The sequence below is a fragment of the Salinibacterium sp. SWN167 genome (assembly GCF_015864665.1).
Taxonomy (GTDB): Bacteria; Actinomycetota; Actinomycetes; order Actinomycetales; family Microbacteriaceae; genus Rhodoglobus.
The window spans coordinates 1,070,050-1,084,609 of record NZ_JADYWU010000001.1; the positions used below are offsets into that span (position 1 = coordinate 1,070,050).

Sequence of the window (14,560 nt, forward strand, 5' to 3'; positions counted from 1 at the left end):
GTGCCGACTTACAGGTCGGCATGCAGTTGCCACACTTTATCGGCGGCGGCTCGCCACGTGAATACGTGTGAGCGGTCGAGGCCGCGAAAACCGAGCTGGCGTTCGAGTTCGCTGTCGTTAGCAACCGAGGCCAGAGCTTGGGCAAGCCGTTCGGGGTAGGTGTCTGCGCTTTCGTGGGCAACCGCAATTCCTGCGTCTGCACTGAGCTCGACGACAGCGGCGGCATCAGAATGCACAACGGGGGTACCGAGCGAGAACGCTTCAAGAACAGGAAGGCTGAAGCCTTCTGAACTGTCGGGGTGGGCGAAGATGGTGGCGCTGTTGAGGGCAACGGCAAGATCGTTGTCGTCGAGCGCCCCAAGGTATCGAACGCGTTCTGAGCTGAGGCCAGCGGCGGCGATAGTGCTGGCAATGTCTCTCTCGCCCCAGGCGGGCGGTCCCGAGATGAGCAAGGGGATGTCCGGTGCATCAGGGTGTGCCATTGCTTGGATGAGTGCATCCAGCCGGGTGTGAGGAGCGAGTGTTCCTGTGGCCAAAATGTAGCGTTCGGGAAGTTCCAGAGCGAGTGCACGAGCGGGCGCATTGAAAGGTTGTTTCACCCGTTCGGTTGCTGCGCCTGGGATGACGCGCACTCGCTCGCCAAAGTTCATGATGTTTTTGAGCTCATCGGCAACGGAATGGCTCGTAACCACAATCGCATCCGCATATTTGAATGCTCGTTTGGCCATGGCCTTGTTCCAGGCCACCTGTCGCGTGCTCATGGATTCAGGGCTGGTCCAAGCGAGAACATCGTGGACAGTGACTACGGTTTGTGTACCAACGTCATTAACCCGGTCGTGGCGGGAGAGGGGCGCGAACAAGCTCGGAGAGTGGATAAGGCCTTTGCCAGACATGCGCGTTGCGGGGATGCTTGTCACGCCATGCTGCCACGCACGCGTGAGGGCGTCGTGTCCCAAGCGCAGGGTGGTCAGTTCCGCAAGGCCGGGGAAGGTCTCCTCGATCTTTGCGGAGCTAGTGCTGTTGTTAGAGACGATGCCGGCGACTTCACAGTTCGGGGGCGCGCTGACAATGAGCTGCTTGATCAGTTCTTCGGAGTAGCGACGCAGATTACGCGATGCGGGCGCGGCTATGTCATCGAGGACTACACGCAGGGTGGTCATCGCCATAAGGTTCCTTTGTCTGTTATTCGCACGCGGTAATTGTGTATAGTCCCACGTCACCGCTTGTATAGAGCGGCTCTACCGCGTCGGAGCTCGCAAGTCGAGTGAGTCCGCCAAAGTCGTGTGTGTCTCCGTGAATCTCGCGCGTACCGAAATCTAATGCATACCCCACTTCGAGGGTCGCAAGAGCATCACACACGCTAGTGTAACGATCGGCATCGCGAAGGTGTTCGCCGATGAGGCGGGATTCTGCCGTATCGAATCCGCTGACGTGCGGAAGCATAGCTTCGCGGTCGGAGATGGCGTAGACAAGCCCGGCTCCTGTCCAGGGGTTTCCGGCGACTATGGCTCCTTCGGGAACGTAATCAGCGACGTGGTTCAGCACGTCTAGTTCGTCCTCTGTCAATAGCGGAGCTTCTTTGGCAGGTTCTTCGGCGACGACATACTGGCTGCGGGCTTCAACGGTCGCGATGTGCAGCGAGTAGCCCTGTGTCGCGAGGAGCACAACCACGACGGTAATGATGGCGAGCCCGCGCTGGTGGCGGCCCTCCCTGTTTGTCGTGGCGGTGATGATGAGCTGCGGCGCGCGTGTACGAATTGTGTCGTAGACCACCACAAGGCCGAGTGTGGCCAGCGGGAGCGCGACGACCGGCATCACGGCAGCAAGGCGGTAGCTGTCGCCGTACCACGTGCCGACAAGTAGTGACTGCAGAAGCGAGTGAGGCATTGCTGCTGCGGCGATATAGAGCACTCCGACGAGTGCAAAATTGAAGAGGAGCCAATAGTTGTGGGGACGGCGGCGGAGTTGTAGCGCACCGATGACGACCAGGACCGTGGCAACGACGGCGATGGGAAGCCCGGTGGTGGCATTCGTGAGCACCTCGCCCAGAGCTTGAGCTGCGGTCTCGGTCGGTTCCCACACAACACTGACTCGAACGATGAGCCAAGCGGCGATGTAGGCGATCAGCACGGCGATGGTGGCGGCAATGAGCGCCCGCATCCTGGCCGGTGCGGCGTTGGCTGCCTTGAGTCTCTTATAGCTGCGGTGAGCGCCGACCACCACGATCACGCTGCTGAGGGCGACGAATACCATCGCGGCGCCGGGATGGGCGAGGGCGATTCCGGGAATGACGCCGAGTAGGGCAAACCACGCACGCGAGTTACGCATCTCGGGGTGGTTGCTCATGCCGACGGCGGTTACCGCGAAGGCGAGCGCTGCAGGCAGGAGGCTAATGCCGAGAAGGTAGGGGTAGAGAACGCCGAAGTCGATGAGCCTGTAGGGGAATGCTCCGAAAGCGGCTGACAGCACTCCAGCACCGACGATGGCGATCGCACGGGGTCCAAGAATGGTTCGTGCAAGAAAGACGCAGCCGAGCGGCCAATAGATGGCACCGATAAGAATGGAGACGAGGTTGATCGCGACAGGGATGCTGACACCAGTGGTGCTTGCGATGGCTGCGGTGATGGCATGCCAGCCCGCCGGGTAGAAGGTGCCGGATTGCGGGTTGTCGAGATTCAGGCCGCCGAGAGTGAGCGATGATGCGTTTCCGGTGTCGAGCACGTAGCGCAGGGCGTTGAGGTGAAAAATGTTGTCGTAGGTCTGCGAGATGTTTTCGGGCTCACCGAACGCAACGATGAATCGAATAGTAATGATGAGGGCGGCGACTCCGGTGCCGAGTGCGGCCCACGTGAGCAGTCGCACGGGGGGATGCTGAAACGCTGGTCGGGGGCGCAGTCGGTGCCACAGCATCCGGAATAAAACGACGACGATAGTGAGTACCGCAGTGGTCCCGCCGATCGGTATGAGACCCCAGGGGATACCGATCAATGGCGCGGCGATTGACGCAAGCGCCACGGTGGTGACGGAGAACGCTGGTGCGGAGCCCAGCAGCGCGACTCCGCGTAGCCCGAGCACCGATGACAGCAGTAGCCCTGGGCCGATTCCGATCGCTACTACAACGAAGAAAGCGGGGATGGTGTCCCACCAGCTCACTGGAGCCCTCCAATGGGTGATTTGTCGCTGTTCACTGGGCAATCCTATCTTCAGGATGCAGAGGCGGCCTGTAAAGTGTGCAGCGTGCGCACCTCGTCTACAGTGAGTGTTGCCCTTCCATTCGCGACAGTGAGATCGAGATACAAAAAATGCCGCAGATTTCCCGTGTAGTGGCGGTGGTAGTGGCGTTTAACCGGCGCGAACTTCTCATGGAAGCTCTCACTGCCCTGTCGACACAGTCTCGTGCCCTCGATGCCATCGTTGTTGTCGATAATGCGTCGGATGATGGCTCCGGCGACGCGGTTCGCGCCAACTTTCCCGACATCGATCTGGTCACATTGCAACGCAACACTGGCGGCGCTGGCGGCTTTGCTGCCGGTATGGCGCACGCGCTCAAGGTTCACGACCCGACGTGGTTGTGGCTGATGGATGACGACACCATTCCCACCGCGTCAGCGGCAGCCGAATTATTGTCGGCCGTCGAAGCGCAGCCGGGCGTATCGATCGCCGGTTCTCGGGTGATCTGGACTGATGGTCGTGACCATCCCATGAACACTCCGCGGGAAAAACCGTTCGTCTCACGGGCAGAACGTGCGGCAGCAGTGCAGGCCGGCACGCTAGCCGTGCGCAGCTCATCTTTCGTCTCAATGTTCGTTTCTGCGTCAGCAGTTCGACAAGCGGGATTGCCGGTAGCTGATTACTTCATCTGGAATGATGACTTCGAATTCTCTACACGAGTGTTGCGCGATAGCCTCGGAATCTTTGTGCCTGCCAGCGTTGTGGTGCACAAGACGAAGCTGCTTGGCTCCACAGATCTCGACCCGGGGGAGCGGTTCTTCTTTGAGGTGCGCAATAAGGTCTGGCTCATGCGCCATTCCCGCGGACTGAAGGCATGGGAGAAGGCGATGTACGGGGCGTCGAGCATCCGACGGTGGATTCGTACGATTCGGCGCTCGCAGCAGCGTCCCGTGCTGTGGAGCGGGCTGCGTCGCGGGCTGAGCGAGGGATCGCGCACTCGTCCGAAGTCGAATGAGTCTTATTTCGCTGACCTGACCGTGGTTGCCGATGCCGTTGCGCAGGTTGAAGCAGCGAGGGATCGCGCGTGACCGCCGCCGAGCACAACTTCTCTTTGCTCTTACCTGTGTATTCGGGTGATAAGCCAAGTTTTTTGGAGCGCGCGTTCCGCAGTTGTGTCGATGACCAGACGCTGCCTCCCACTGAGGTGGTGATAGTTCAGGATGGCCCGGTGTCTGCTGAACTCTCTGCGATGATGCAGCAGTTGATTGCAGCATCGACGGTCCCGACCACGCTCTTGGTGTTGAAACACAACCGTGGTTTGGCGCGCGCCCTTGAGGCAGGCTTGGCTCAGTGCAATTTCGACGTCGTGGCCCGAATGGATGCCGACGATGTGTCGTTGCCGACCCGCTTTGAAAAGCAGCGGGCAGCAATCGCGAGTGGGCTCGACCTAGTGGGCACAGCGATGTTCGAGTTCGCTGAAGATGATGGGTCGGTTATTGGCAAGCGGATTCCTCCGCAGGGTCAAGAGGCGATTGAGCGCTATTCGCGTTTTCATGATCCGTTCAATCATCCGACCGTCATGTATCGCCGTTCTGCGGTGAAAGCGGCGGGTGGCTATATCGATGTGGGCCTCATGGAGGACTACTGGTTGTTCGCGCGCATGATCGATTCCGGCGCCAGAGTAGAAAATTTGCAAGAGGCTCTCGTGATGTACCGCGTAAGCGCTGGCGCGTACACACGGCGTGGCGGGCTAGGCCAGCTATCGGCGGAGTTGCGTTTGCAAAGGGAATTTAGAAGGCTGGGCTTCACCACCCCGTTGCAAAATGTTCGTAATGTGATTGTGCGCGGGGGTTACCGTCTGGTGCCCGTCGCGATTCGTCGTATCGCTTACCGTCGGTTTATTGCCCGCGGCTTCCACTCATAAAGGTTGTACTGTGACTCCTGATTTGCTCGTTGTTGGTTCTGGCTTTTTTGGCCTCACGATCGCGGAGCGCGCCGCGAATGAGCTGGGCCTCAAGGTTTTGGTCATTGATCGCCGCTCCCACATTGGTGGCAATGCCTACAGCGAGGTCGAGCCGGAGACAGGCATTGAGGTGCACCGTTACGGGGCACACCTGTTCCACACTTCAAACAAGCACGTGTGGGATTACGTGACGAAGTTCACGCAGTTCACCGACTACCAGCACCGGGTATATACCAATCATGGTGGTGAGGTCTTTCCCCTTCCCATCAACTTGGGCACGATCAATCAGTTCTTCCGCGCCGCTTTCGGGCCGGATGCTGCTCGCGCGCTCGTGGCAGAGCAAGCGTCAGAGCTGGGCGATGCTGAGCCACAGAACTTGGAAGAGAAAGCGATCTCGCTCATCGGTCGCCCGCTTTACGAAGCATTTATTCGCGACTACACCGCGAAGCAGTGGCAGACGGCTCCGACCGAGTTGCCCGCCGAAGTAATTAGCCGACTTCCTGTTCGTTACAGCTACGACAACCACTACTTCAGCGACACCTACGAGGGTCTGCCCGTTGACGGTTACACGGCGTGGATCGAACGGATGGCGGATCACCCCAACATCGAGGTTCGTCTCGATACCGATTTTTTCGACGAGACTCAGCCCATCAACAAGAAGTCGATGGTCGGCCAGGTGCCGATTGTGTACACGGGCCCGATCGATCGTTACTTCGACTTTGCCGAGGGCGAGTTGTCGTGGCGCACGCTCGACTTTGAGCAAGAGGTGCTTGAGGTCGGAGACTTCCAGGGCACGCCCGTCATGAACTATGCGGATGCCGATGTGCCATTCACGCGCATCCACGAGTTCCGTCATTTTCACCCCGAGCGCAACTACCAGTCAGAGAAGACTGTCATCATGCGCGAGTTCTCGCGTTTCGCGGAGCGCGATGATGAGCCGTACTACCCGGTGAACACGGCAGAGGATCGCGATCGACTCTTGGGATACCGCAAGCATGCGGATGCCGAGGCTGGCGTCTTCTTCGGCGGCCGCTTGGGCACGTACCAGTACCTCGACATGCACATGGCGATTGCGTCAGCGCTGAGCATGTTCGAGAACAAGCTGAAACCGGTGCTCGCTCGTTGAACCCCTTTCCGTTCCCGTTCGCTTAGCTCGCGCGCTCGCTCGCTCGCTGAGCCGACTCTAGCCCGCGGAGTCCGACTCTAGTTTTCAGTGAAGGCGGGTCGGGTGCCTGGTTAGCCGGTGATGATTCGTCCGGCGGGGCTCGTCCATTCGAGTACTCCGGGCGATTTCTGGCGTACTTTCCAGCCGCCGAATTGTTTGAGCGTGTGATGCCTGCGACATAGACAAGCGAGGTTTCCGGGCTCTGTTTTGCCACCGTGATGCCCGTCGGTGGTGTGGTCGATGTCGCTTCGACTGGATGCCCGATTGCGGGAGCGGAACCTGCAGCGCTGATCTCGAGCGAGTGCTAATGAACTTCCCTGATCACAGTCTGAAGCGGATGTAATGCAGGCGGGGTAGTCGGTGGTGCGGACAGGTCAAGCGGCTATGCTCCGACTTGGTTGCGTTCCAAGAGATCAAAGAACGTGCGGCACACGTAGTAGTCTTCGGCGGTCGTGATCTTGATGTTCGAGCGAGGGCCATCGACTCGATATAGCGTGTGCGCGTAGCGGCGAAGGAGGCTGGCTGTGTCAATTGAGTCGTTTTCACCCTCACTGACCGCTCGGTCGTAGATATCGATTGCTGTCTCAAGCCGGAGACTTTGCGGTGCTTGGGCGAGGTAGAGAAAGTCTCGTGGCAGCACTTCGTCGATTGTTTCGTGTTCTGACGAGACGACCGTTTCAACGATCTTCGTGCTTGTGATCGCCGGGCCCAAGGAACGAACCGTGCGGATGTTGTCCGTGATGAGGTCCGCGTTTATGAGTGGTCGCACACCGTCGTGTAGCAGGACGACCGTGTCGCCGGTCGCGTCGTTGGCAACGGCGCGAAGCGCCTTGTGACGTGATTCCTGTCCCGTTGAGCCGCCGTCGACGATCCAGTTCACTTTTGTTAGCTCGTACTGTGATACCAAGCGCGCGAAGTGTTCGCGCCCCTCTGGCACTATCGACACGGCGATCCGATCGATCTCTGGGTGTTCCTGAAAATGCTGGATGGTGTGCACGATTATCGGCGTCCCGTGAATCTCAAGAAACTGTTTCGGTAGCGCAGTTTTCGAGGCCATCCGCGAACCTATGCCACCCGCAAAAATTACTGCAACATTCAAGTTCTTTCATCCTCCTGTGGCAAATCTACGGTCTTAGATTCGTGGGTATAACCGGCGAGTTCATCATCCTGTGCTGAGTTCTCGTGAAGGGCGTTACGCGGATCGCCGAGGATGAGCCAATCGATCACTCGGTCGGCTGCTCCAGTATCGATTCTGTCGAAGTTCTCTGCGCGGAAGCGTGAGACTTTCGACTGCTCGTACTCTCGGGAAGAGATCGCATCGATGAGGTCCTCGAACGTCGTACAGACACGCCCTGGCGCGGTCTCATCGTAGGGGCGGTGAAACCCATTCACCGCTGCGTAGTTAACTTCATCGGGCGCGAAGAACAGCATGGGTCGGTCAAGGAGCGAGTATTCGTAGATGATCGAGGAGTAGTCGGTGATCAAGAGGTCGGTAACGTGCAGAAGCCTTAGCCCGTCTTCAAAGTGTGTGAAGTCGAAGAAATGTTCCTGGTGTTGCTCCGGAATCGGTACTTCATTCTTAACAAAGTGATGCATACGGAACAGAACCACAGTATCGGGACCGCACGCTTCGTATAGCGCATCGAAATCGATGAGGCGGTAATCGTAGAATGCGGTCTTGATGTCAGACCCGCGGTAAGTGGGTGCAAAGAGGATAATGCGTTTGTCGCGCAGCTCGGGGTGCGCCGAGTAGAAACCACTGACAAACGTGCGGGTACGTTCTTCGTCGAGGAACAAATCCACGCGGGGCAATCCGGTGGGAATCACCGCGCTCTCTTCGATCCCGAACACCTCGGCGTAGACCGGAACAAGGTTCACTGATCCGGCGATCGCATAGGTGTAATAGCGGTGCGCATCCCAGAGATTGGGCGAGTCCTGCCTTCCGAACCTGCTGAATCCAACTGACTTGAACCCGCTGCCAGCGTGCCAGAGCTGGATTATCCGTTTCCTGCGGTCGACCTTGAGGCCTTCGAGCATGGGGAAGTAGTCGTCGAGGAGCACGATCTCGCTGGTGGCGATGAGGTAGAGAATGTGGATCGTTGTAGACCAACGCGTGGTGTGGGGAAGACGAAACGAAGTTCGGAGGTCAAACTTCTTGTCGAGCCCGCGCTCAACCATGCGCTCGTGGACTCGTTGGAGATTGCCTTCGGTATTCCCACGTCGGTCTGACGCGAAGAGTATCCGTCCGGGCGTCGGCCCGACTAAGCGTGTAAAAGCGTCAAAGATCCAGCGGGCGTAATGCTGCTTGGCTGCCATACCGAAACATTTTTCGTACAACCGCTTGGGAGATAGCGGATGCGCCGATGTTGCTGGACTGCGCGACAGCAGAAAACTGCGTAAAAGAAAGTCCAGCTGATTAGCGTTCTCTGCGATGTCGTAGGAGACGGTCAGAGCCGACTGGTTTGTATTGAACAAAAACACGCGTGATGCATCGTCGAGGCGTTCCAGCGCCCCACCGTCGTAGGAAGCTACCGGTCCGCTCTGGTTGTCAAGGAGCGCTTGAATTCGCCAGGTGCCATCGGGTATCGCGCTGCGCCCCGCAAAGGCTGTGACGTTGAGATGTAATGCATACACACCGGCACCCTCTGACGTCGCCGGTGCTGGCAGCGTGCGCAGGCCGTCGACGAGTTGGAAGGTGATGTTTTGTTCAGCGTTCCGCATCGGTACGTTGTCACATTGGGTCAGCAGCACCCGTATGGTCATTTGGACCCGAATCCACCCGATATCGGTGACGGCTAGAGAGTGCGTGGGTTCCGAAAGAGGCACCGCGTGGCCCGAGTTTGCTGGTTGGAGCACTACGCCACCCGTTCTTCGTGCCAGCTGATGGTGCGGTCAAGTCCGGACTCAAACCCTACGTGTGGAGCCCACCCGATGACGGGGCGCTCCGTCATCGTCACATGTTCGCCAGTGGGTGTGAGCAAACCACCGACATCATTGTTGTTTTGTGCAGACATTTTAATGATTCTACGTCACGCGCCTAATGCTCCATGAGTTCCTCAAGCTTGTCCACGATCCGTGGGGCGGCCCGACCGTCATCGACGGATCCGCAATGCTCGAGGAACTGCTCGATCTTGGACTCGTACTCGTGCTGATCAAATGCGGATATGTTCTGAACTAACTCGGCGTTAGAAGTCGCCATGCTGAAGGGCGTGTCCTCAACGTCGTGATGAGAGCCGCGAACCGCGTCGAAATTCTCGGTCTTTACTCCATACAAGAAGCTGGGCTTCCCCGTTAAGATGTAGTCGCAGACCCAGCTTGAATAGTCTGTCACGCCAACGTTCGCAACCATCAGGAGCTCTTGCATGTCCGGGTAGAACGAGACGTTGTGGCAGTAGATGGGCAGACCAGCGAACCGCTGTTTGGACGAATTCTTGTTGCTGTTGTGGGCCCGAATGAGGAACTCCCAAGTTCCACCGAACTTGCTCCCCAAGACCTCACGAAGCCTCTCAAAATCTAAATTACTGAAAGATTGCCCGAAGCTCTTTTCGTCGTGCGTCGGCGCGAACAGCAGGAAATTTTGCCCTGTATCGGTGACATTCAAGCGGGTGAGCACTTTGCGGCGAAGATGGCCAGCGGTCTCGGTCGAATGGTCAAAAAGGATGTCGTTACGCGCATGTCCCAGTTTCAAGACGGGAACACCGGGCCAGTAGGTGCTATCAAATACGTCATCTTCGAACTGGCTGTTGGAGATAAGAAAGTCGGTTTGCCGGGACTGGAGAGTTCTCATCTCATTGAAGAAACGATCATCGCTGCCCGCACCTTCGAGCCGCTTTAGACCCAGTGACCCGTGCCACGTTTGGATCCAATACTGGCCCGTGTTTTTCGCCACAGTTTGTAATTGAAGAGTATGGCCGTTTTGGACAATGACCTTTGCTTGTGCAGCGGTCTTGTAGAAGTCCTCCGATCCGATGCGAACGAAGCTCATCTCGCTCGGGTGGGGTCCTTGAGAGGACGGGCTCACTGCCCAGACGATGTTGTATGTAGAACCCCTTCGGATCATTTCTTCGCTGATGTATTTAGCGTTACAGGTGTACTCGCCCTGAAACGTAATGAAGAGAATAATGTTGGGATCTACGGGGGTCTTCTTCGCGAGCCGCTTCCTGGCCGTTCGCGATAGCGCAACATCGATTTTCGAAAATACGAAGTGGACCAGGACCTTATTAAGGACTCGGATAGACAGTAAGAGGACCTGAAGGGGCAACTTGATGACCCAGAAGAAACGGTTTACGAGGGTCGAAACATACTGACCGCTGATCAGCCGGCTCAACGTCCTCCACCGCCAGTTCCGTCGAGATCGTCTAAGAACGAGCCAATATAGCTAAAGGTTTTCTGCTTGAGAGCATCCTTCGTCGTCGTATCAATTTTCAAAGATTCGCTCTTGATCAGCAGTTTCACGATTTTCCTATAGTCGAGTTCTTCTTCGTTGAAGTACGCATCCCGTTCACCAAGAAGGCGAGCCAGGAAGTCGATTTTTTCGCTCCATATCAACCCAACTTTTGGAATGTCTAGTGCATAGGCAACAATGCCCGCGTGCATCCTCGCGGCGAGGATCACCTTGAAATCAGTCATCGTGGCTAAGAACTCGACTGAACTCTCTGGCCGCCTTAGCAACCGGTTCTGGGGCAGGCCCATGTCAGCGACCAGCTGTTCACCGAAGCGCTGATCCACTTCCATTCCATTGGAGAACAGGTAGAAGTCGACTCCTTGAATGTTCAGTTCTTCGATGAGATTCTTATAAAAGTTTGCGATTTTGAAGGAGTCGGCTTCACCGCCGTACTCCTTATAATTGTCCGGATTGATCAAATTGATGCCCACGTTCACCGCGTCGGACCGCTTTTCGATCGAGAAGGCCTCTTGAAGCCAGAACACCGGATCGCCGACGAGGTCGCTGATGATGCTCTTGTTCGTGATGTACGAAGTGCGCAGTGTTGTCAGGTCATCTCGAGTCGTGATGACCCGAACGACATCTGAGTTGAGCGCTCGCTTGAGCTGTCTACTGCGAATATCGTTAGGATCGTACCCCTCGACACCAACGGCATTAAACATCACTGGGATGTTGCGTTTCTCCGCGATCTTGATGATCTGTTCATCTAGGTAATTCAATCCCTGAGTTTTGAACTTGATGAATCCGCCGCCCGCAATCACGAGGCCATCGAGCGATTGCATGACCTCCTTGTAGTACCAGTTCACTTTCAGCCACCACATGAAGTACTCGTAGAAGTACTGAAACGTTCGCAGTCGGATGATGGAAAAGACTATTTTCCTAGACCGGAGTAGGAGTACATGCAGGTACAGGTTGATTCGGCGCCGCCCCTGAAAGATATGAGGATCTCGAGGATCGACATCTACATCCTGCAGAGAAATGTCAGGGGAGTGCTTTCTGAGCAAGAACTTGGCGCTTTCAACCAAGAGATAGTCGCCGATGTTCTCGTTACTGAACAGCCCGACCACGCCTACACGTTTACGCATCGTGTTGATAGTCGTACCTCCGAGGTATTGATATGTCGCTGTCGTTCGAACCCGTGGCGCGACGAAACGTAAAAAATCATTTTCACATAGCCGGGCGAAGCCTCTGGACAAACCGGGCATCCGGATCGATTCAGTCTGCGGCAACGCCAGCCATTACCGGGCAGTCGTTTCGCCGAAAGCGGCCGGTAACCGAACGTGCGCTGGCGGGAATGCCCGTCACGTGACCACGGCTGCGATCGCTGTTTCACATCGACTCTATGCCATGAAGCCTTGTGCAGTAGCGATACGAGCCGTCAGCCTGACGCCCTCTCTGTTCGCGCCCAGGCCGCTTGTCGGAGGGGACAGGGCCCTTCAGGTTGGCATCAGGCGGCTCGAAGATCACGTGACCGCGGTGGGTTTATGTGCAGTGACGGTACTCAGGGCGCTGGGCGTAAAGAACGCGTGGAACTGGCATTCCCCGGTCCTATCCGCATTCCGGCGAGTGCCGGTCCCGGTATAGCGGGCCACTCACCACAGCACGCCGCTCGCCAAGTCCGACTGACGCAACTTGGCTTCCAGCGGCTTGGCGAGGGTTCGGGCAAACGTTTCCGTGAAGTGAACGTGGTCTCGCCAGACTACGACATTTCCTATGACAACAGCGCACGCTTCGGGATCCGGGCAGACCCAGTTGCCCATATCGATGACGTCCGCATCCGAGAGACCCTCGACGGTCCGCTCCACGTACTCGCTGCCCGTGCCGAACGCGACCTCCCGCGGCGTCGCGCATGCGGTCAGGTTGTCCGGGTTCGCAGACATGCACTCGGGCGGGTCGCTGCTCATTCCCGGTGTCGAGGCCATCACCAGCGTCGGGATACCTTCGTCGTTCAGACGCTGAAGATTGTCGTGGAGACCATCGGCGTAAAGCAACCGGGCCTCCTCAGTCGAGAGCCCCTCTCCCCAAGCTGCTCGCGTAAACCTGTTCGCCGTGACGACGAGGTCAGGGTCCTCCGCGAGGATCTGATCGAAGCTCGTTGCGCTCCATTCGTTGCAGGTGGTGTACTCGCCACCATCGCCATCCGCCTGGCTCAAACCTGAGAACCCGCACGATGCTTTGCTGGTGATGCGCAGCTTCCAGCCGTTTTCTTCCGCGAGTGTGATGTAGGGCGATGACCAGTTGGCAGCGTGCGAATCACCTATCAGCACTACGCTCACAGCGCCATCCGGATCACCGAAAATGCAGCCTTCGATCTTCGGCGTCGCTTCGGGACTCCCCAGATGGCAGTCGAGCGCGTAGACCACAGTATTGTCCGCGCGTGCGTCGATGACGGAGGGTGTGAATCCGCCCTCGACAACATCGACCGGTTTTCCCGCATCGGTGAAGCTCGCGAGGTCATCATTGGCGAAATCATCCGTCAGCGCCTCCGCGCCAATCTTCGCCGCGGTGTCGGCCTTGTACTCCGGGTTCATGCGTCCAGGCACGACGTACACGAGGGATGCGCAGACGGCAGTCGCGGCCATCAGGCTTGCTCCCGCCAGCAGCGACCTACGCTTGGACTGCTTCAGCCATTGCCAGTTTTGGAAAGGCTTCTCGATAAATTTGTAGCTCAGCCACGCCGGAAGCACGGCGAACGCCACGATGAGTAGCCCGTATCGGACGCGCAGTTCGCCACCCAGCACATAAGTGCCGACGACGATGAGTGGCCAGTGCCACAGGTAGAGCGAGTAAGAGATGTCGCCGATCCAGCGCATCGGCTTCAGAGTGAGCAGCAGGCCGACTCCGATCTCGGCTCTTCCGTTCATGCCCCCGGCGATGATCGCAGCGGCTCCCAGAGTCGGAAGAAGCGCTGCGTAGCCGGGGAAAGGCGTGGAACCGGAGAACAGTAGTGTCGCGGCGGCAATCGCGACAAGCCCAGACCAGCCCAGCACGTAACCCAGCCAGCTCGGTATGCGCGCCACCTGCGGCGCGAAGACGGCGAGCGCCGACCCGATCGCGAGCTCCCACAACCTCGTCGTCGTGACGAAGTAGGCAGCCTCTGGATCCACGGCCGTGTGATAGATCGACCAGAGCAGCGACGGCACGAGAACCATCAGCACGCCGATGCGCGCTGCCCGCACGGCTGTCGCGCGATGATCCGCGCGCCCCTCTTGTGTCTTGCGCCGAATCAACGCGAAGAGCGCCAGCAATGCGACGAGTATCAGCGGCCAGACGATGTAGAACTGCTCTTCGACCGCCAGCGTCCAGAAGTGCTGCAATGGGCTCGCGGCGACCTCAGCGTTCAGGTAGTCGGTACCGGCCGCAAAGACCCAGTTCACCAGGTAAAGAGCGGAGGCGATCGTTTCGACACCGATCGACTCCCACCGGATCTGTGGGAGGAATGCGACCGTGAGCACGAGGGTCACGAGCAGGACGACTGTCGCTGCGGGCAGGATGCGCCGCGCACGTTTCGCGTAGAAGTTGCCGAGCCCGATGCGCCCGGTGCTTTGGGCTTCCCGCAGTAGAATTCCCGTGATTAGGAACCCGGAGATCACGAAGAAGATGTCGACGCCGATGAATCCGCCACTGAAGAGGGACCAATTCGTGTGGAAGAGCAGAACCGTGACGACTGCGACTGCCCGGAGGCCCTGGATATCGGGCCGGAAGCCCGAACCCTTCGGGAGCTTCTCCGTGCCGGATCCCGGTTCTCGGTCTCGCCGCAACTCTGATCGGGAGCGAGCCAGGGGCATCGGCGTAGGGGCAGAGTTCACTGGTCGAT

12 protein-coding genes are annotated in these 14,560 nt (G+C 58.0%); 3 read left to right on the top strand and 9 right to left on the bottom strand.

The window, feature by feature from the left end; all coding sequences use genetic code 11:
- Window positions 1–8: 8 nt before the first annotated feature.
- Window positions 9–1,166 (bottom strand): glycosyltransferase family 1 protein, encoded by a 1,158-nt coding sequence (locus I6E60_RS05140; protein WP_231601130.1) that lies wholly within the window; start codon window positions 1,164–1,166, stop codon window positions 9–11.
- Window positions 1,167–1,182: 16 nt separating this feature from the next.
- Window positions 1,183–3,153 (bottom strand): DUF6541 family protein, encoded by a 1,971-nt coding sequence (locus I6E60_RS05145; RefSeq protein ID WP_197179137.1) that lies wholly within the window; start codon window positions 3,151–3,153, stop codon window positions 1,183–1,185.
- Between the two features lie 149 nt (window positions 3,154–3,302).
- Between I6E60_RS05145 and I6E60_RS05150 the strand changes: the two genes are divergently transcribed.
- The 3 genes from I6E60_RS05150 to glf are packed head-to-tail and all read left to right on the top strand — an operon-like array spanning window position 3,303 to window position 6,260.
- Window positions 3,303–4,259 (top strand): glycosyltransferase, encoded by a 957-nt coding sequence (locus I6E60_RS05150; RefSeq protein ID WP_197179139.1) that lies wholly within the window; start codon window positions 3,303–3,305, stop codon window positions 4,257–4,259.
- A complete protein-coding gene (locus I6E60_RS05155; protein ID WP_197179141.1) occupies window positions 4,256–5,095 on the top strand; it encodes a glycosyltransferase in 840 nt (279 codons plus the stop codon). The genes I6E60_RS05150 and I6E60_RS05155 overlap by 4 nt, the downstream gene beginning before the upstream one ends.
- Window positions 5,096–5,105: 10 nt before the next feature.
- Window positions 5,106–6,260, top strand: a complete 1,155-nt coding sequence (gene glf, locus I6E60_RS05160) for a UDP-galactopyranose mutase (protein WP_197179143.1) — start codon at window positions 5,106–5,108, stop codon at window positions 6,258–6,260.
- Window positions 6,261–6,370: 110 nt separating this feature from the next.
- On the opposite strand, the gene I6E60_RS05165 is transcribed toward glf, so the two are convergent.
- The 7 genes from I6E60_RS05165 to I6E60_RS05195 all read right to left on the bottom strand — a co-directional run bounded on the left by I6E60_RS05165 (window position 6,371) and on the right by I6E60_RS05195 (window position 14,552).
- Window positions 6,371–6,643 carry an HNH endonuclease signature motif containing protein gene (locus tag I6E60_RS05165; protein ID WP_197180030.1) on the bottom strand — a complete coding sequence of 91 codons (273 nt, stop codon included), beginning with the start codon at window positions 6,641–6,643 and terminating at the stop codon, window positions 6,371–6,373.
- Between the two features lie 38 nt (window positions 6,644–6,681).
- Window positions 6,682–7,398 carry a 2-C-methyl-D-erythritol 4-phosphate cytidylyltransferase gene (locus tag I6E60_RS05170; protein WP_197179145.1) on the bottom strand — a complete coding sequence of 239 codons (717 nt, stop codon included), beginning with the start codon at window positions 7,396–7,398 and terminating at the stop codon, window positions 6,682–6,684.
- The gene (locus I6E60_RS05175) at window positions 7,395–9,062 is read right to left on the bottom strand and encodes a CDP-glycerol glycerophosphotransferase family protein (protein ID WP_197179147.1); all 1,668 of its coding nucleotides are present in this window, start codon (window positions 9,060–9,062) and stop codon (window positions 7,395–7,397) included. The genes I6E60_RS05170 and I6E60_RS05175 overlap by 4 nt, the downstream gene beginning before the upstream one ends.
- Window positions 9,063–9,154: 92 nt before the next feature.
- Window positions 9,155–9,313: a hypothetical protein gene (locus I6E60_RS05180; RefSeq protein ID WP_197179149.1), complete on the bottom strand. Its 159-nt coding sequence runs from the start codon at window positions 9,311–9,313 to the stop codon at window positions 9,155–9,157.
- Window positions 9,314–9,336: 23 nt separating this feature from the next.
- A complete protein-coding gene (locus I6E60_RS05185) occupies window positions 9,337–10,626 on the bottom strand; it encodes a CDP-glycerol glycerophosphotransferase family protein (protein ID WP_197179151.1) in 1,290 nt (429 codons plus the stop codon).
- Window positions 10,623–11,828, bottom strand: a complete 1,206-nt coding sequence (locus tag I6E60_RS05190; RefSeq protein ID WP_197179152.1) for a polysaccharide pyruvyl transferase family protein — start codon at window positions 11,826–11,828, stop codon at window positions 10,623–10,625. The genes I6E60_RS05185 and I6E60_RS05190 overlap by 4 nt, the downstream gene beginning before the upstream one ends.
- Before the next feature lie 507 nt (window positions 11,829–12,335).
- Window positions 12,336–14,552, bottom strand: coding sequence for an acyltransferase family protein (locus I6E60_RS05195; protein WP_197179153.1), 2,217 nt, complete (start codon window positions 14,550–14,552; stop codon window positions 12,336–12,338).
- Window positions 14,553–14,560: the final 8 nt, after the last annotated feature.

Bases quoted from the DNA above. Each gene is read 5' to 3' on its own strand.
- I6E60_RS05180 (WP_197179149.1), bottom strand. From the start codon at position 9,313: ATGTCTGCACAAAACAACAATGATGTCGGTGGTTTGCTCACACCCACT.
- I6E60_RS05175 (WP_197179147.1), bottom strand. From the start codon at position 9,062: ATGACCATACGGGTGCTGCTGACCCAATGTGACAACGTACCGATGCGG.
- I6E60_RS05150 (WP_197179139.1), top strand. From the start codon at position 3,303: ATGCCGCAGATTTCCCGTGTAGTGGCGGTGGTAGTGGCGTTTAACCGG.
- I6E60_RS05140 (WP_231601130.1), bottom strand. From the start codon at position 1,166: ATGGCGATGACCACCCTGCGTGTAGTCCTCGATGACATAGCCGCGCCC.
- I6E60_RS05190 (WP_197179152.1), bottom strand. From the start codon at position 11,828: ATGCGTAAACGTGTAGGCGTGGTCGGGCTGTTCAGTAACGAGAACATC.